The sequence below is a fragment of the Oceanobacillus luteolus genome, assembly GCF_042678205.1.
GTDB classification, from domain to species: Bacteria; Bacillota; Bacilli; order Bacillales; family Amphibacillaceae; genus Oceanobacillus; species Oceanobacillus luteolus.
Genome location: NZ_JBHUDE010000040.1, coordinates 98,155 through 116,508 on the forward strand (window position 1 = coordinate 98,155; position 18,354 = coordinate 116,508).

18 protein-coding genes are annotated in these 18,354 nt (G+C 38.4%); all 18 read left to right on the plus strand.

Annotation, left to right across the window (positions count from 1 at the left end; genetic code table 11):
* Nucleotides 1-430 precede the first annotated feature (430 nt).
* The 18 genes from rplS to fliF all read left to right on the plus strand — a co-directional run bounded on the left by rplS (nt 431) and on the right by fliF (nt 18,347).
* Nucleotides 431-775, plus strand: coding sequence for a 50S ribosomal protein L19 (rplS, locus tag ACFSBH_RS08380; protein WP_251510813.1), 345 nt, complete (start codon nt 431-433; stop codon nt 773-775).
* A gap of 154 nt (nt 776-929) precedes the next feature.
* Nucleotides 930-1,490 (plus strand): signal peptidase I, encoded by a 561-nt coding sequence (lepB, locus tag ACFSBH_RS08385; protein ID WP_251510811.1) that lies wholly within the window; start codon nt 930-932, stop codon nt 1,488-1,490.
* Between the two features lie 9 nt (nt 1,491-1,499).
* On the plus strand, nt 1,500-2,357 hold the full coding sequence (gene ylqF, locus ACFSBH_RS08390; protein WP_251510809.1) for a ribosome biogenesis GTPase YlqF: 858 nt from the start codon (nt 1,500-1,502) through the stop codon (nt 2,355-2,357).
* Complete coding sequence (locus ACFSBH_RS08395; RefSeq protein WP_379597039.1) at nt 2,354-3,160, plus strand: ribonuclease HII; 807 nt, start codon at nt 2,354-2,356, stop codon at nt 3,158-3,160. The genes ylqF and ACFSBH_RS08395 overlap by 4 nt, the downstream gene beginning before the upstream one ends.
* A 14-nt stretch (nt 3,161-3,174) precedes the next feature.
* Complete coding sequence (locus ACFSBH_RS08400) at nt 3,175-4,998, plus strand: hypothetical protein (protein WP_379597041.1); 1,824 nt, start codon at nt 3,175-3,177, stop codon at nt 4,996-4,998.
* The gene (locus tag ACFSBH_RS08405) at nt 4,995-5,270 is read left to right on the plus strand and encodes an EscU/YscU/HrcU family type III secretion system export apparatus switch protein (protein ID WP_251510803.1); all 276 of its coding nucleotides are present in this window, start codon (nt 4,995-4,997) and stop codon (nt 5,268-5,270) included. The genes ACFSBH_RS08400 and ACFSBH_RS08405 overlap by 4 nt, the downstream gene beginning before the upstream one ends.
* A 100-nt stretch (nt 5,271-5,370) precedes the next feature.
* On the plus strand, nt 5,371-6,531 hold the full coding sequence (gene sucC / locus ACFSBH_RS08410) for an ADP-forming succinate--CoA ligase subunit beta (RefSeq protein ID WP_251510801.1): 1,161 nt from the start codon (nt 5,371-5,373) through the stop codon (nt 6,529-6,531).
* A gap of 54 nt (nt 6,532-6,585) precedes the next feature.
* On the plus strand, nt 6,586-7,488 hold the full coding sequence (sucD, locus tag ACFSBH_RS08415) for a succinate--CoA ligase subunit alpha (RefSeq protein WP_251510798.1): 903 nt from the start codon (nt 6,586-6,588) through the stop codon (nt 7,486-7,488).
* A gap of 130 nt (nt 7,489-7,618) precedes the next feature.
* A complete protein-coding gene (gene dprA / locus ACFSBH_RS08420) occupies nt 7,619-8,536 on the plus strand; it encodes a DNA-processing protein DprA (RefSeq protein ID WP_251510796.1) in 918 nt (305 codons plus the stop codon).
* A gap of 276 nt (nt 8,537-8,812) precedes the next feature.
* Nucleotides 8,813-10,891, plus strand: a complete 2,079-nt coding sequence (gene topA / locus ACFSBH_RS08425; protein WP_251510794.1) for a type I DNA topoisomerase — start codon at nt 8,813-8,815, stop codon at nt 10,889-10,891.
* 487 nt (nt 10,892-11,378) lie between these two features.
* Complete coding sequence (gene xerC / locus ACFSBH_RS08430; protein WP_251510793.1) at nt 11,379-12,290, plus strand: tyrosine recombinase XerC; 912 nt, start codon at nt 11,379-11,381, stop codon at nt 12,288-12,290.
* A 27-nt stretch (nt 12,291-12,317) separates the two neighbouring features.
* The gene (hslV, locus tag ACFSBH_RS08435; RefSeq protein WP_285853512.1) at nt 12,318-12,863 is read left to right on the plus strand and encodes an ATP-dependent protease subunit HslV; all 546 of its coding nucleotides are present in this window, start codon (nt 12,318-12,320) and stop codon (nt 12,861-12,863) included.
* 19 nt (nt 12,864-12,882) lie between these two features.
* Nucleotides 12,883-14,274, plus strand: a complete 1,392-nt coding sequence (gene hslU, locus ACFSBH_RS08440) for an HslU--HslV peptidase ATPase subunit (protein WP_379597045.1) — start codon at nt 12,883-12,885, stop codon at nt 14,272-14,274.
* A 27-nt stretch (nt 14,275-14,301) separates the two neighbouring features.
* Nucleotides 14,302-15,081 carry a GTP-sensing pleiotropic transcriptional regulator CodY gene (gene codY, locus ACFSBH_RS08445; protein WP_379597047.1) on the plus strand — a complete coding sequence of 260 codons (780 nt, stop codon included), beginning with the start codon at nt 14,302-14,304 and terminating at the stop codon, nt 15,079-15,081.
* A gap of 423 nt (nt 15,082-15,504) precedes the next feature.
* Complete coding sequence (gene flgB / locus ACFSBH_RS08450; protein WP_251510784.1) at nt 15,505-15,900, plus strand: flagellar basal body rod protein FlgB; 396 nt, start codon at nt 15,505-15,507, stop codon at nt 15,898-15,900.
* A 2-nt stretch (nt 15,901-15,902) separates the two neighbouring features.
* Entirely contained in the window at nt 15,903-16,355 is a 453-nt protein-coding gene (gene flgC / locus ACFSBH_RS08455; RefSeq protein WP_251510782.1) for a flagellar basal body rod protein FlgC, read from the plus strand.
* A 21-nt stretch (nt 16,356-16,376) separates the two neighbouring features.
* Nucleotides 16,377-16,676, plus strand: coding sequence for a flagellar hook-basal body complex protein FliE (gene fliE, locus ACFSBH_RS08460; RefSeq protein WP_251510780.1), 300 nt, complete (start codon nt 16,377-16,379; stop codon nt 16,674-16,676).
* A gap of 69 nt (nt 16,677-16,745) precedes the next feature.
* Entirely contained in the window at nt 16,746-18,347 is a 1,602-nt protein-coding gene (fliF, locus tag ACFSBH_RS08465) for a flagellar basal-body MS-ring/collar protein FliF (RefSeq protein WP_251510778.1), read from the plus strand.
* Nucleotides 18,348-18,354: the final 7 nt, after the last annotated feature.

Genomic DNA, 18,354 nt, shown 5'->3' on the forward strand with positions numbered 1-18,354 from the left:
TACATTTCTATTAATTGTTAATTTATAATATATATTAGTAAGTAAAAGCTTATATATTAATTAATACCATTCAAAGATCCAACTAATAGATTTTTCTGGGAGCGGCTCGGATACACCGAAGACTCCTGCGGGAAGAGAGGCATCGATGAGACCCCGCGGGGCGTAGCCCGAGGAGGCTCATCAGCCGCCCGCGGAAAGCGAAGGTGTATCCGGACTGCGGACCTTGGAGCGGAGTTGTCTCGCATATAAAGAAATCATTAATTATTATACAATCTATGTAAGCTACAAAATTTACAAAGATTATTTTTAAAAATAAGTTGAATATGTTGTTTGTTTATGCTATATTTAAACTTGTGTTTATGCACGTATAAACGATGTTCCGCTGTTCCTATAGAGAATGATGAACATTGGTTTGGAAGGAGTGAAGCAAATGCAAGAACTAATTGCAGAAATTACTAAAGATCAGCTTCGTACAGATCACCCAGAATTCAGAGCTGGAGATACGGTAAAAGTTCACGTGAAAGTTGTTGAAGGAACTCGTGAGCGTATCCAGATTTTTGAGGGTGTAGTAATCAAACGTCAAAACGGTGGTATCAGTGAAACATTCACAGTAAGAAAAATCTCTTACGGTGTAGGTGTGGAACGTACTTTCCCAGTACACTCACCACGTGTTGACAAAATTGAAGTTACTCGTCGTGGTATTGTACGTCGTGCTAAGCTTTACTATCTACGTAATCTACGTGGAAAAGCTGCACGTATTAAAGAACGTCGCTAATTTCAAAACAGATCAAATAAAACACGAAAGGAGCTTGAGCAATTGTTCAAGCTCCTTTTATAATTTTATAGTTAGTCGTTAAATGTTATAATGTACATACTTATTGATTAAACTTATGAATGGATAAGGAAATGTGAGTGTCGGAGGAGAACATATGGCGAAAAAGAAGAAGAATGAATGGTTAGAATGGATGAAAGCTTTATTGGTCGCGCTTGGTATAGCTTTTATCGTTCGGATGTTTTTATTCGCTCCAATCATTGTAGATGGTCCATCCATGTTGCCAACATTACATGACCGGGATCAGATGATTGTGAATAAGTTCAGTTATAACTTTAAAGATCCAGAGCGATTCGATATTGTGGTTTTTCATGCGGACGCCCAAAAAGATTTCATTAAGCGTGTAGTTGGTCTACCTGGTGAGCATGTAGCAGTGGTCGATAATGTTCTCCACATAAACGGTGAGCCTGTTGAAGAGGAATTTTTACCGGAAAATAAGCAATCGGCTACATTCCAGTCTGTAAAGAATGATTTTACTCTCGAAGAACTACCAGGCAATCATGAAGTAATCCCAGAGGGTTATGTATTGGTACTAGGTGACAATCGTGGGAATTCCACTGATAGTCGAATGATCGGATTAATAGATATGGATCAAATTGTAGGAAAAGCCAGTCTGATTTATTGGCCATTTGATCGTATTCAATTTGTGGGAGAATAGGTGATATAGATGCAAGTACAATGGTTTCCAGGCCATATGGCCAAAGCTAGACGAGAAGTCGAACAAAACTTAAAACTAGTTGACTTTGTAATAGAACTCTTGGATGCTCGGGCACCACAGTCGTCAGAGAACCCCTTACTGCACCAGATTATCCAGAATAAAGATAAAATGGTAGTTCTAATGAAGCGGGATCTCGCTGACCCAAAAGTAACAGAAAAATGGTTATCTTATTATAAAGACAACGATATACCAGCAGTGGCTGTGGATGTGAACAATAAAGAAGATATAAAACAAGTTATATCATTAGCGAAAAAAATCGGTCAAAAGAAAATTGATAAGTTAGTGGCTAAGGGGGTAAAACCCAGGGCACATCGCGCAATGATACTTGGTATACCTAATGTAGGGAAATCCACTTTAATCAATCGATTAGCCAATAGAAAAGCAGCTAAAACGGGTGACCGTCCAGGAATAACTAAACAACAGTTATGGATTAAAATAAAAAAAGATTTTGAACTGCTAGATACTCCAGGTATTCTATGGCCAAAATTTGAAGATCAAACGGTAGGATATCGTCTTGCAGCCATTGGCACTATTAAAGATACAATCTTATCTTTACAAGATATTACAGTATATGTGATCCGCTTTCTGCAAGTACATTATCCTAATGAGCTTTTTGATCGTTTTTCAGTACCGGCAGAATTAGACGATATGTTGGAAGTGTTTGAAATTATCGGCAAAAAGCGTGGTGCATTGGAAAGCGGAGGAGAAGTTGATTTCGATAAAGTCTCTGAGTTACTCCTACGCGATCTTCGTGCTGGCAGAATAGGGCGGATTTCACTAGAAGAACCGGAACAACTAGAATCATGAACAAGATGTGTGCGGGGGAAATGTTGAATATGAATACTAAATCGATTGCTGTTATAAGACAGATGTTTGAACATAATGAAATCACGGAGGAATTAATAGAGCAATTAAAGCGGGATGAACGCAAAGGGGTTCAAGTTCTCCTTCATAAATATGAGAAAGAAAAATTAAAGAAAGAGCAACAGCTTGCTAACTTTGAAGAAATGTTGACATATGAGAAACATGCTAAGAATAACGGTCATCAATATATAGCGGGTGTAGATGAAGCTGGGCGTGGTCCTTTAGCGGGGCCTGTAGTCGCGGCTTCTGTTATTTTACCGGATGATTTTGTCCTGCTTGGCTTGAATGATTCCAAACAACTTACGGAAAAAGAAAGAGAGAATTTCTTTGACATCATCATAGAACAAGCTGTTAGTTATAATGTGGCAGTGATTTCCAACGAACAAATTGACCATTTAAATATACTGGAAGCTACAAAGCTTGCTATGTATCAAGCGGTTGATGGTTTATCGCAAAAGCCTGATCATGTGCTTCTTGACGCAGTTGCCTTACCTCAATTGACTATGTCGTTTGATGTAATCGTTAAGGGTGATGCAAAAAGTATTACTATTGCAGCTGCAAGTATATTGGCTAAGGTGACACGTGATCGTTTAATGAGAAAAATACATAATGAATACCCGATGTATGACTTTAATTCTAATATGGGTTACGGTACAAAAAAACATATGGAAAGCTTAGAAAGGTATGGTGCGTCTCCATATCATCGTAGATCTTTCGCACCAGTCCGGAAATTCATTGGTCAATAAAGGAGGTTTCACCATTGCATTTTTCCAAAGTATCAAACATGCCCTCTTTAAATCCAATACGCAATGGTCCAGTACCACTCCGTTCAGGTCAAATCATTCAGGGGAAAGTACTAAAACTTTATCCGGAAAATAAGGCTGAAATCAGTCTTGGTGGAAACCGTTTTGTTGCCAAGCTAGAGGTTGGATTAGAGCTTGGAGCAAGATATCATTTTCAGGTTACTGCAAATGCAAGTATGCTGCAATTAAGAGTGCTTGGAGACCAATTGAAAAGAGAAGAAACAACCAATTTAGCCAAACTATTAAAAAGTCTTGGAATTAAGAGCTCAAAGCAAAATTTGCAGTTGCTGCAACTGCTTACAAATTATGCTATACCTTTTGATAAAGCTGAGCTTCAATCCGCTATTCAACTCCTAAAGGGGGAGAAAAATAGTGGATTGGTTTCCATGGTTTTATTTGAAATGATTTTAAAAAAGTTGCCGATTACTGAATCTACTTTTCAGTCTCTTTTAGCTAGCAAGTCGACAAGTATTAGTGAGGAATTGACTGCCTTAAAGGAGCATTCCTCTTCTAACTTGAACTTTCTTACTAGTGAAAATAGGAGGAATTTAGACAGACATTTTGTCAACACGGAGCGGCAACTGCTTGAAATGATTGATAAATTAACTGAAAAGCCAGTGAGCTTTCGGGATGGATTATTACAATATATCAACACCCAAAATAAATCTAATAACGATGCGATGTATCGGATCTTAAAAGGTTTAGGCTTTATTTCACATAAGGTGGACTTTACAACATGGGTCAAAGAATGGAGTCATTTTACGGGAAAAAATCTAACTAATCCCACTAATCAACTCCCTATTCAATTGAATGACCGAGATATTCTTCGGGTATTTTATCATATCGATTCACGAAGAAACGAATTTACGAAAGCAGTGCAATTATTCCTAGATAAATGGACTCCGAGAATCATGCTTCAACAAGCAACAGGAAACGCATTATCAGGTGAGTTATTGAATTCATTGCAAAGCGAGTTGAAACAGCACATTTTTCCTTTTATTCCGCAAAACCACCATCAAACTTTAAATTCTCTACTTCAATCACAGCAAAATATTTTAGCTGTATACCGAGGGTTGCAAGCATTAAATAATGGGGAGCATCTGGATCATATATTACGCTTAGCAAGGACCACGATGGAACAAGAGAACTTTTTGGAACTCTCTACGAAAGAGAAGTTTATTGAGCATATCCGCCAATCATATACAATGTTGGGTTTGGACTATGAACATCGCTTGGTAACTGAGAAGGTTCCCAGTAACTTACAACAGACGATAAAAGGATTGTTACTCCAGCTAATAGGAGGACAGGAGTATATCAGCCAGGATCAGTATTCAAGATTACTTAACGTCATTCAAGGAGTACAAATACAAAGCGTCAATGATACGGCAACTTTTGTACAGGCTGCTCTGCAGCTTCCTGCAGAAAGATTGGGGCTCGTCAATGATCTCGCCCTTGAATTCGAAGGTAAGAAAAATGAAGATGGAGAAATTGACCCTGATTACTGTCGAATCATTTTTTACCTAGAATTAGAGAAGCTTAAAGAGACGGTGATTGATGTAAACATCCAACAACGGGCTGTGGCAATTACTGTTTTTAATAATACAAAAGGTCTTCCAGTCATTTCGAAACAATTTAAAGAAAATCTTGAAACAGGTCTGGACGCTTTAAATTATCGGCTATCTTCTATTCAATTTAGAAAGTTGAAAGAGAAGGAGAAGCATTCTATCGGTCAAGAAGCATATCGCAGGGATGATAGCCAGGGGGTGGATTTTCGTATATGATGGAAAGCCAAAGGAAGGCCGTGAGCCTACGTTATAACAAAGATAAGGACTCCGCTCCATTTGTAAGTGCAGCTGGAAAAGGATATATCGCTGAAGAAATTATTAAACTTGCTGATCAGCATGATATCCCAGTCGTTGAAGATTCCTCATTAGTAGAGCTATTGGCTGAATTGAATGTGAATGAATATATACCTGAGGAACTTTATCAAGTTGTCGCTGAAGTATTCGCTTTTATCTATGAAACAGATAAACAATTGGAAGATAAAGAGTGAATGAATAAAAGATTTACAATCTCTTATCTCTTATCTCTTGTGAAAACGGTTTTAATTTAATACAATGGAATTGCATTTAATATGTTGGGGAGGATGAAAGATGAACATTCACGAATATCAAGCTAAAGAATTACTGCGCGATTTTGGTGTGAAAGTTCCTAGAGGGCATGTAGCTTATTCCGTTGATGAAGCGGTAGAGGCTGCTGAAAAGCTTGGAACTGATGTAACTGTAGTAAAGGCGCAGATTCACGCAGGGGGACGTGGAAAAGCCGGAGGAGTCAAAGTAGCTAAAGGTTTGGATGAGGTTCGTACATATGCTGATGAAATACTAGGCAAAGTACTTGTTACGCATCAAACTGGGCCGGAAGGTAAAGAAGTTAAAAGACTCTTGATTGAAGAAGGCTGCGATATTAAAAAAGAATATTACATAGGTGTGGTTCTTGATAGAGCAACATCCCGTGTCGTGCTAATGGGTTCCGAAGAAGGAGGAACCGAAATTGAAGAGGTTGCAGCGGCAACACCTGAGAAAATCTTTAAAGAGGTTGTTGATCCTGTAGTTGGACTAGCACCTTACCAAGCTAGAAGATTGGCATTCAATATGAATATCCCGCATGAATTAATAAATAAAGCAGTCGGATTTATGACTTCATTATATGAAGCGTTTGTCGCTAAAGATTGCTCGATTGCTGAAATTAACCCACTCGTTACAACTGGTGACGGAGAAGTATTGGCATTGGACGCAAAGTTGAACTTTGATGATAATGCGTTATATCGTCACCCAGACATTGTCGAATTACGTGACTTAGATGAAGAAGATGAAAAAGAAATCGAAGCTTCCAAACATGACTTAAGCTATGTTTCGCTTGACGGAAACATTGGTTGTATGGTTAATGGGGCAGGTCTTGCCATGTCAACGATGGATATCATCAAATATTATGGTGGCGATCCGGCAAACTTCCTTGATGTTGGAGGTGGCGCTACGGCTGAGAAAGTTACGGAAGCGTTTAAGATCATCCTTTCAGATCCAAATGTTAAAGGGATTTTTGTTAATATATTCGGTGGAATTATGAAATGTGATGTTATTGCTGAGGGAGTTGTTGCCGCTACAAAAGAGGTTGGCTTACAAATTCCGTTAGTAGTCCGTTTAGAAGGAACAAACGTAGATTTAGGTAAGAAAATTCTAAACGAATCTGGTTTAGATATCACACCAGCGAACTCCATGGCTGATGGGGCACAGAAAATTGTTTCTCTAGTAAAATAACTCAAATTAGAAATCAGAAAAACGTAATTTTGGAGAAAGGGCGGACGAAACGATATGGGCGTATTTGTTGATAAAGATACAAAAGTAATTGTCCAAGGTATTACCGGGGGAACTGCTAGATTTCATACGAAGCAAATGCTAGAATACGGGACAAAAATTGTTGGAGGTACCTCTCCGAAAAAAGGTGGAACAGAAGTCGAAGGTGTACCGGTGTTTAACACTGTTCAGGAAGCGGTGGAGGCTACGGGTGCTACAGCATCTGTAATCTACGTACCTGCTCCATTCGCTGCGGATGCAATCATCGAAGCTACAGATGCGGAGCTAGATCTTGTCATCTGTATTACCGAGCATATACCAGTATTAGATATGGTAAAAGTAAAACGATATATGGAAGGTAAGAAAACGCGATTAATTGGTCCAAACTGCCCAGGTGTCATTACGGCTGATGAATGTAAAATCGGTATTATGCCTGGATATATCCATAAAAAAGGTCATATTGGGGTTGTTTCCCGTTCAGGTACATTGACATATGAAGCTGTACATCAATTGACTGAAGCAGGATACGGGCAAACTACCGCAGTAGGGATCGGTGGCGACCCTGTTAACGGTACAAACTTTATTGATGTGTTGGATGCATTCAATAAAGACCCTGAAACTGAAGCAGTTATCATGATTGGTGAAATCGGTGGAACAGCCGAAGAAGAAGCTGCACAATGGGTAAAAGAGAATATGACAAAACCTGTAGTTGGATTCATTGGCGGAGCAACAGCACCTCCAGGTAAAAGAATGGGGCATGCTGGTGCAATCATTTCTGGCGGCGAAGGAACTGCTGAAGCGAAAAATCGTGTGATGAAGGAATGTGGAATTGCGGTTGCAGAAACTCCTTCCGTCATGGGCGAAACAATGATCAAACTCCTTAAAGAAAAAGGATTGGCGGAAAAGTGTAAGACACATTAAGCTATAAATCATACAATGAGCTTAAATGATGATTTTTGCACGGTATGACTTATGTGATACCTGTAGTAAAAGGGCTAAAAGTGCTGACTTTTGGCCCTTTTTTCTAATAAATATAAGAGGAAGTGAGTAAATGAAACGAACCCGTTACCGATTAATCCATCTCTCCATGACTAACCTTTTAAGCAGACGGTTATTACGTCAATTTTTGTCGAAGGATCCCACTTTATCATCGATATATGAATTTAGCCCTGCGGAACTGAATCTCCATTACTCTATACCAATGAAAACAGCAACCCATCTGTATCAAACCCTCCGTGACCCACACCTCAGAAAAATTGTTATCGATGCACTTAACACATACAAAATAATTACAATAGTTGACGAAACCTATCCAGCTGTGTTAAGAACGATAAAGGATGCTCCAATGGTATTATACTGTCTTGGCGACATAGAAATACTAAAGCAGAATAAATTGCTTAGTGTGATAGGTTCTAGAAAACCATCAATGGAAGCAAGGCCAAAAATGGATTATATTCTTACGCCACTGGTGAAGGAGCATTGGGTTATTGTCAGTGGGATGGCAAGAGGAATTGATGGTTATGCACATGAGCTCGCTTTAAAGTTAAAAGGTAGGACAATTGCAATTTTAGGTGGCGGATTCGAATATATTTATCCGTCAGAACATATTCCATTATTTAAAGAGATTGTTCAAACAGGTCTCGTTATTAGCGAGTACCCTCCTTTTACAAAACCTGCGAGGTACCATTTCCCCGAGCGCAATCGAATTATTAGTGGCCTATCATTTGGTACACTTGTGATTGAAGCAATGGAAAAAAGTGGAACAATGATTACCGTTGACCAAGCGTTGGAGCAGGGTAGGGAAGTTTTTGCTGTACCAGGATCCCCTCTGATTCAACAAACGAAAGGTTGCCATCTCCTGATACAAGAAGGTGCAAAATTGACCCACCATGCCAATGATATACGTGAAGAATGGTTGAGGCAGCAGGAGTATGGGAAAGAAAATACAGCAGTTAGCACATCTAACTAAAAGACTTCAATTATTGATGAGATAAATAGTTATTTTAGATAATAAGTTTGACAAAACAAGATTAAGTCATTAGTATAAGTGAGGATTTCACTTTTAACAGTTTGCTTGAAATCTTTACTTTTAAAAAACTTCGAGGAAATAATGTAAATCCTAAAGGTATAAGTTTATACCTTCATTCATTCAATTGGAAAATTGATGGCTTGGACAAGATTGTCCTCGTCAATCAATTCAATTTATCAGAACTTGTTTTACAACCTCATTTTAGGAGGAAACAGTATGGCAGATTATTTAGTGATTGTAGAGTCGCCTGCTAAGGCCAAAACAATCGAACGTTATTTAGGAAAAAAATATGAAGTTAAAGCTTCCATGGGTCATGTTCGTGACTTGCCTAAGAGCCAAATGGGCGTTGATATAGAGAATGGTTACGAGCCAAAATACATTACCATCCGTGGTAAAGGTGAAGTGTTGAAAGAACTTCGCAAGTCTGCAAAAAAGGCGAAGAAAATCTATCTTGCAGCTGACCCGGATCGCGAAGGTGAAGCAATTGCTTGGCATTTGGCCCATGCACTCAATGTTGACGGGGATTCCGATTGTCGGGTCGTTTTCAACGAGATTACCAAGGATGCTATCAAAGAATCGTTTAAACATCCACGATCCATTAATCATGACTTAGTAGATGCCCAACAAGCGAGGAGAATACTTGATCGATTAGTCGGCTACAATATTAGTCCTCTGCTTTGGAAAAAAGTGAAAAAAGGACTAAGTGCTGGTAGGGTGCAATCTGTTGCACTCAAGATGATCATCGACCGAGAAAAAGAAATTGAAAATTTCAAACCAGAAGAGTATTGGTCAATTGAAGCTGTTTTTGAAAAGGAAAAAGAAATTTTTGAAGGAGCTTTTTACGGAGTAGGCGGTAAAAAACAAGAATTGAAATCAGAAGAAGATGTCAAAAAGATTCAACAACAAATGAAGGGAAATAGTTTCCTTATCGACAAGGTAAATAAACGAGAAAGAAAACGTAATCCCGCAAAACCGTTCATTACTTCTTCGCTACAACAAGAAGCAGCTAGGAAATTAAATTTCCGAGCAAGAAAAACAATGATGGTGGCTCAGCAACTTTATGAAGGTATTGATCTTGGAAGAGGAGCAGGAGGCATTACCGGTTTAATTACCTACATGCGTACAGATTCTACACGAATCTCTGAAACTGCAAAAAAAGAAGCGAAGGAATATATTGAGAGTAAATATGGAAATAAATACGTAGGCTCTCAAAAGGATACTGCGAATAAGCAAGGAGCCCAAGACGCCCACGAGGCTATTCGTCCGACTTCCGCCTTACGTGACCCGCGTTCTTTGAAAGATGTTCTGAGCAATGATCAATATCGTCTGTATAAACTGATTTGGGAGAGGTTCATTGCGAGCCAAATGGCACCAGCTATTATGGACACGGTAACTGTACATCTCAAAAATAATGAGGTGGAGTTTAGAGCTACCGGTTCGCAGGTGAAATTTAGTGGATTTATGAAGGTTTACGTTGAAGGTACCGACGACAATAAAAAAGTGGAAGATAAACTGCTTCCTGAACTGGAAGAAGGAACAGTAGTAACTTCAAAAGAAATTAACCCGAATCAACATTTTACTCAACCTCCACCACGTTTTACAGAAGCAAGACTAGTCCGTGCGATGGAAGAATTGGGAATCGGAAGGCCATCCACTTATGCGCCGACATTAGATACCATTCAACGTAGAGGCTATGTTTCTATCGATAACAAAAGATTTATTCCAACAGAATTAGGAACAATTGTAAGTGAAGCTGTAGAAGAGTATTTTCCTGAAATCATCGATGTGGATTTTACTGCATCAATGGAAAAAGATTTAGACACAATTGAAGAAGGAAAAACAGAATGGGTAAAAGTTATTGATGAGTTTTATCAAGACTTTAAAAAACGGTTAAGTTTTGCGGAAGAAGAGATGGAAAAAATCGAAATTAAAGATGAACCTGCTGGCATAGATTGTGAAAAGTGTGGACATGAAATGGTCTATAAGCTTGGTCGGTATGGTACATTTATGGCTTGCTCCAATTTCCCGGATTGCCGCAATACAAAACCGATATTGAAAGAAATCGGTGTAGATTGCCCGAAATGTAAAGAAGGCAATATAGTTGAACGTAAATCGAAAAAACGCCGAGTGTTCTATGGTTGCGATCGCTTTCCGGAATGTGATTTCGTATCATGGGATAAACCAATTGCGCGTCCTTGTCCAAAATGCGAATCACTTTTAGTGGAGAAGAAAGTCAAAAAGGCAACTCAAGTCCAATGTACCAATTGTGACTATAAAGAAGTAGAACAAAGCTAGCTGTTCCATGATACGAACGGCTAGTTTTATTTTGCTGTGGTTTTAACGTAATTATAATTCATTTCGATTGTTCGCTATTTCTTAAAAATTCTTTCAAAGCATGAATATATATGGAATAGAATGGCAATATTGATAATAATATAATTGATAGTATTGTTTTGTTTGGTAATTTTCCTGAAATATGAGATACTAATCAACGGAATTTTTGTACTGCTGCTCGTCAATGTAAAAATATATTCACAAAATGTTCACCAAATTGTATTTTTCTAAGAAAAATCTAATATATTCTGATTGACTCGAGTATTACAAATGAATATAATTACCAGGTGGTGGGTAAAATAACAAACTGGACCGATTGAATAAGTCGAATTATTTTGATATGCCATAATGTAGACCGATTCTGAATTTTGTTTTAATTTTGGTAAATCAATTGATTTTGAAGATAGGCTATGTTATTATTTATTCAGGAAAAATATGGGGTGAAGAATTGGAGAATTTTGTACAAAATTGTCAAGGATTTGTAGCTTATTTACAAATTGAAAAAAATGCTTCCCCTTATACTATCAAATATTATCAAGACGATCTTCACTCCTTTCACCAATTTCTGAAAGGAGAAGGAATTACTGACCTTTCCAATGTGGATGCACAAGTAGTCCGCTTATATCTTACTCAATTATATGATCAACAATTATCGAGAAAATCCGTTTCCAGAAAAATTTCATCTCTTCGTAGCTTTTTCAAGTATTTGGAGAGAGAGGATGATGCGATAGTCAATCCGTTCATTCATATCCATTTGCCAAAACAAGAACGAAACGTTCCTGGTTTTCTTTATGAAGAGGAATTGGAAAAGCTTTTTGAGGTGAATGACATGACGCAGCCTCTTGGTCAAAGAGATCAAGCATTGTTGGAAGTTCTTTACGGAACGGGAATCCGTGTAAGTGAATGTCAGGGATTGCGGCTAGGTGACATCGACTTTACTATTGGAACCATTTTTGTTAGAGGGAAAGGCAGAAAAGAAAGATATGTACCTTTTGGTAGATTTGCAGAGATAGCTCTTGAAACATATATTAATGAAGGTCGTTTAAGTTTAGTTGAAAAATCAAATCAACAAACGGATGCCTTATTTCTGAATGCAAGGGGAAATCCGCTCACTACAAGAGGAATCAGACTCATCCTGAATAAGATGGTAGAAACCGCTGCTCTTACAATAAACCTCCATCCACATAAATTACGTCATACATTTGCTACCCACTTATTGAATGAAGGAGCAGATTTACGTACTGTGCAAGAGTTATTAGGGCATGAAAATCTATCTTCCACGCAAATCTATACCCACGTTACAAAAGATCATTTGCGTGAGGTTTATATGAAGACACACCCGAGGGCAAATGATAATTAGTTAAAATCAGATGCGAGGTGATGGGAATTGACCCAAGAGATGCATGCCACAACGATATTCGCTATTCAGCATGATGGTGCATGTGCCATGTGTGGTGACGGCCAAGTCACAATGGGGAATGCGGTAGTGATGAAACACCGAGCAAAAAAAGTTCGAAAACTGTATAACGGCCAAGTTTTAGCGGGATTTGCCGGTTCTGTTGCAGATGCTTTCACACTTTTTGAGAAATTTGAGAGCAATTTGAATGCATATAATGGAAACTTGGCCCGCGCGGCGGTTGAACTGGCTAAGGAATGGCGCAGTGACCGAGTGCTCAGGAAGCTAGAAGCGATGTTGATCGTCATGAACAAGGAAAGTATGTATCTTGTTTCCGGAACAGGGGAAGTAATAGAACCTGATGACGGAATTCTCGCTATTGGTTCGGGTGGGAATTACGCCTTGAGTGCAGGTAGAGCACTTGTCAAACATGCAAATAGTTTGTCTGCCGAACAAATAGCGCGAACTGCTCTGGAAATCGCTGGAGAGATTGATGTTTATACAAATAATCAGCTGACTGTAGAGGTACTTAATTAATAGGAGGTATTTCCAAAATATGGGGATGGAGCTTACTCCAAGACAAATTGTTGAACAATTAGATAAGTACGTTGTCGGGCAGAAGAATGCCAAACGCTCTGTAGCAGTAGCCCTAAGAAACAGATACCGACGGATGAAGCTGGATGAGCAAATCAAAGATGAAATTGTACCGAAAAACATTTTGATGATCGGACCAACTGGTGTAGGTAAGACTGAGATTGCAAGGAGACTTGCTAAGTTGGTAAAAGCACCATTTGTCAAAGTCGAAGCAACAAAGTTTACTGAAGTTGGCTATGTCGGCAGAGATGTGGAATCCATGGTTCGAGACTTGGTTGAGATGTCGGTTCGAATGGTAAAAGAGGAGAAGTTGGCAAAAGTCCAAGATGCTGCGAAAAAAGAAGCAGATAAACGTTTAGTCAATTTACTCGTACCTCAGACTAAAAAGCAGACATCCATTAAAAATCCGTTTGAGATGCTCTTCAATCAAACTCCTCATGATAGTGAAACACAGAATGACACGCAGGATGAGGAAGTTAGAAATAAACGCCAACAAGTAGAGCGTATGCTTGCACTTGGAGAGTTGGAGGATAAGATAGTAACGGTTGAAATTACCGAAACTCCGCCCTCCATGTTTGACTTGCTACAGGGTTCGGGTATGGAACAAATGGGGATGAATATGCAAGATGCATTTGGACAATTCATGCCAACTAAAAAGAAAAAACGAAAGGTCCCTGTTCGGGAAGCTAGAAAAATATTGACTCAACAAGAAGCACAGAAATTAGTCGATATGGAAGAGGTTTCCCAGGAGGCTACTGAGCGTGCTGAACAAGCGGGTATCATCTTCATTGATGAAATCGATAAGGTTGCCGGTGGTGCAAAAGAGCAGGCGAATGTTTCTCGGGAAGGTGTTCAACGCGATATCTTGCCGATAGTGGAAGGTTCTACCGTTGTGACCAAACATGGGCCGGTAAAAACAGATCACATTCTTTTTATAGCTGCCGGTGCATTTCATATGTCAAAACCATCCGACTTAATACCTGAATTACAAGGAAGATTTCCGATTCGTGTCGAATTGGAGAAATTGTCCGTAGAGGACTTTAAACTAATACTGACCGATCCTTCGAATGCTCTAACAAAACAATATGAGGCTCTTTTAAGGACGGAAGGAATAGAAGTTGTATTTAAAGAAGATTCCATTGAACGTATTGCGGAAGTAGCATACCAAGTGAATCAAGATACCGACAATATTGGTGCACGTAGACTTCATACAATTTTGGAAAAATTACTCGAAGATTTATTGTTCGAGGCACCGGATATTACCCTGGAAAGAATTGATATCACTTCTGCTTACGTGGATCAAAAACTAGGAAATATAGTAAAAAACAAGGACTTAAGTCAATTTATATTATAAAAATTCAAATGCAAATGGAGGATTATCATGAAACTATTAGATCGAGCAAGAAAAATTAATGCAATGTTACAAAAAGCGGCAGGTAAATCAGTTAACTTCAACGAAATGTCCGCGACACTACGTGATGTAATTGGCGGTAACGTATATATCGTCAGCAGAAGAGGTAAGCTTTTAGGGGTTGCAGTAAGCCAGGAAATTCAAAATGAGCGTATGAAGAACATGCTCGAGCAAAGACAGTTCCCAGAGGATTATACTCAAGGTTTATATAACGTATATGAGACGACAGCTAACTTAGATATAAATAGTCCACAAACTGTGTTTCCGGTAGAGAACAAAGAACTATTTCAAAATGGTTTAACGACAATTGTTCCGATTCTTGGCGGTGGAGAACGTCTTGGTACGTTAATCTTAGGTCGTGTGGAAGATGCTTTCAATGACGATGATTTATTACTTGCAGAATATGGTGCAACTGTTGTAGGTATGGAAATCTTACAAGAAAAAACAGAAGAGATCGAGATGGAGGCAAGAAGTAAAGCGGTTGTTCAGATGGCTATCAGCTCTCTATCTTACAGTGAACTTGAGGCAATTGATCATATTTTCGAAGAGCTTAATGGTAATGAAGGTCTGCTTGTCGCAAGTAAAATTGCAGACCGTGTAGGTATTACACGTTCAGTTATTGTAAATGCACTTCGTAAACTTGAAAGTGCGGGTGTCATCGAATCTCGTTCTCTAGGTATGAAAGGGACGTATATTAAAGTACTGAATGATAAGTTCCTTGTGGAATTAGAAAAATTACGTTCTAGATAAGAAGTAACCAGTTGAGAAGTTTTCTTATCTTGAGCTGCTAAATAATGTATTAGCGTTTCTCTGATTCTTATATATTAAATTGGAAAACATTCAAATGAGTGTTTTCCAATTTTTTTTGGGGAAAAACTTAGTTATATTAATAAGGATTTATACCCCTACAAAATTAACTAGATAACAAATCTATGGTATAATATGGAAATGTTGGTACCAAAAACAGCAAAATAACCATTTTTCAGTCAAAATTCAAATAATTAAAACTGAAATTTAGTGCTAAAGAACTGGTATTTTATAATTATTTTGTCGAAAGTTGGAGTAAATTAGCGAAAAAGATAGACTTTGATAATGAATTAACATACAATGTTCGTAGGAGTTAGCTATTATGTGTCCGTAGGAATGATACTTTTTAATTAGGAGGAAGTTGACATGGACTTGTTTGGAGGAACTATATCCAACTTAGAGCAGTCGCTGAATTACTCAGCTACGAAAAACCGTACGATATCTAGCAATATAGCAAACGTAGACACACCAAATTACAAGTCAAAAGAAGTGGTTTTTAAAGAAGTATTGAACGATACCCTCAGTAATTCTTTTCATGCAAAGCGTACAAATCCACGGCATATCCCCTTTAACAGCTCTAAAGGAGCGGGCCATCAAATAATTACAAACAACCGTACGACTTACAACCATAATGGAAATAATGTTGATATTGATAAAGAAATGTCTGAGTTAGCTAAAAACCAAATCTATTATAATAGTTTAATTGATCGAATCAATGGAAAGTTCGGAAGCCTTCAAACTGTAATTAAAGGAGGGAGATAGGGATGTCTATTTTCCATAGTATGAATATTAGTTCTAGTGCACTTACCGCACAACGTCTACGTATGGATGTCGTATCCTCAAATATTGCGAATAGCGAGTCTACACGCGCTAGAGTGAATGAAAATGGAGAGTGGGAGCCTTATCGTAGAAAGTTAGTTTCTTTTAACAGCGATGGAAGCAGCTTTAAATCACATTTTAATGCTGCAAGAAATAACGGGATCGAGACATCAGGTGTGAAAGCTTCAGTTATCACGGAAGCTCAGACACCTTTTAAAATGGTCTTTAATCCAAACCACCCAGATGCTAACGAGACTGGTTACGTACAAATGCCTAATGTGGACCCTTTACAAGAAATGGTTGACCTTATGAGCGCAACCAGGTCCTATGAAGCGAATATTACTGCATTAAATGCTAGTAAAGGGATGCTCATGAAGGCACTAGAGATTGGTAAATAACGGGAGTAAGGAGTTGCCATAATGAATATTAATTTAAATCCTAACGTTGGGACTGAAAGGATACTTACATCTACAAACAAGTCTACCCCAGCTGAAGCACAATCAAACTTTGCAAACACACTAAAAGGGGCAATTGAAAAACTAAATGAAGCTCAAAATAAATCGGATCAAATGACTAATATGTTAGCGACAGGACAAGTGAAGGATTTACATAACGTTATGATTACAGCTCAAAAAGCGAGTATTACACTTGAAATGACTGTTCAGGTCCAACAAAAAGTAATCGATGCTTATAATGAGGTAATGAGGATGCAAGTCTAGTTTAATAATTGGTATATTGCGATATAGAGAAAAATAATCGCTTTAGCGTACACATTGGTGGAGGATGCTATGAAGGAAAAGTTATTACATTGGAAAGATTCATCTAAGGACTTTTGGAAAAGGCAATCAAAAAAAAATCAAAAAATATATATTGGGACGGCAGTTGCAAGCATCCTAGTTATCATTGCCATCTCTTTTTTTACGTTTAATTCCAAAGAGAAATTGGTTCCATTGTATTCGGATTTATCCGTGCAGGAAGCAAGTCAAATAAAAGCGGAATTGGATTCTAGAGGTGTTGCGTATGAATTGAAGGACGGTGGTACAACCATTACCGTTCCAGAAAATCAAGTGGACACTTTGCTGGTGGAATTGGCAGGTAAAGGTCTACCGAATAATGGTAATATCGATTATTCCATATTTAGCGAGAATTCGTCTTTCGGTATCACTGATAATGAATTCAATATGATGAAACTTGATGCAATGCAGTCAGAACTTGCTAATCTAATCACTAGCATCGAAGGTATTCAAAAAGCAGAAGTTATGATCAATCTTCCGGAAGAAACGGTGTTTGTTGGCGACAATGCAGGAGAAACATCAGCTGCCATTGTACTGCATACTCAACCAGGTTATCAATTTGAGGAACATCAAATACGTGCGCTCTATCATTTGGTTTCAAAAGCAGTTCCTAATCTTACGGAAGAAAATATCGGGATTATGAACCAATACTTTGAGTACTTTGATCTGAATAGCACATCTCAATATGCAACACAAAATTCACATACATATCAACAAACCGTGAAGAAGGATGTTGAGCGAGATATTCAACGTAGACTGCAACAAATGCTAGGTGCGATGGTAGGACTAGATAACATTATTGTATCGGTTACCGCAGATATTGATTTTACACAAGAAAACCGAGTTGAAGAACTAGTTGAGCCGGTAGATATTGAAAATATGGAAGGGTTGCCTGTCAGTTTAGAAACTATCCAAGAATCTTACACTGGGAATCCTCCAGAAGGTGGTACAGTAGGCGCGGGAGAGGATGATGTACCAAATTATCCTGGTGCGGCTTCTGGCGATAATGGAGATTATGAATTTGACAAAGAGATGATCAATTATGAATTCAATCGTATACGGAAAGAAATTGTAGAAAGTCCGTACAAAATTCGTGACTTGGGAATTCAAGTTGCCGTGGACAACGTGAAAGATGTTAACGGGGAAGAAACTGAGTTCTTAACTTTACAGGAACAGAGTGATGTAGAAGAAGGCATAGGATCTATTCTAGAATCTATTGTCAGCACGTCAATTGACACAACTTATGGAGAAGTGGAAACAGATAATAAGTATTCAATCGTATTTCAAGAATTTAGTGGTAATCCGGTTATGGAAGAAACGGAATCGCCGGCCATACCGACATGGGTATATATAGTGGCAGGGATATTACTAGTACTTATCATTCTATTAATCTTCCTTCTTATTCGTAGTCGCCGAGGGGAGACTGAGGAAGTAGTTGAAGAAATTTCACTTAATGAGTTTTCGGAAGATGTGCCAGATTTACCTCAACAAAAAGAGGATGAGTCAATTGTCCGAAGAAAACAATTAGAAAAAATTGCTCAGGAGAAACCGGAAGACTTTGCGAAGTTATTAAGAAGTTGGATTGGTGAAGATTAGGGAGGAA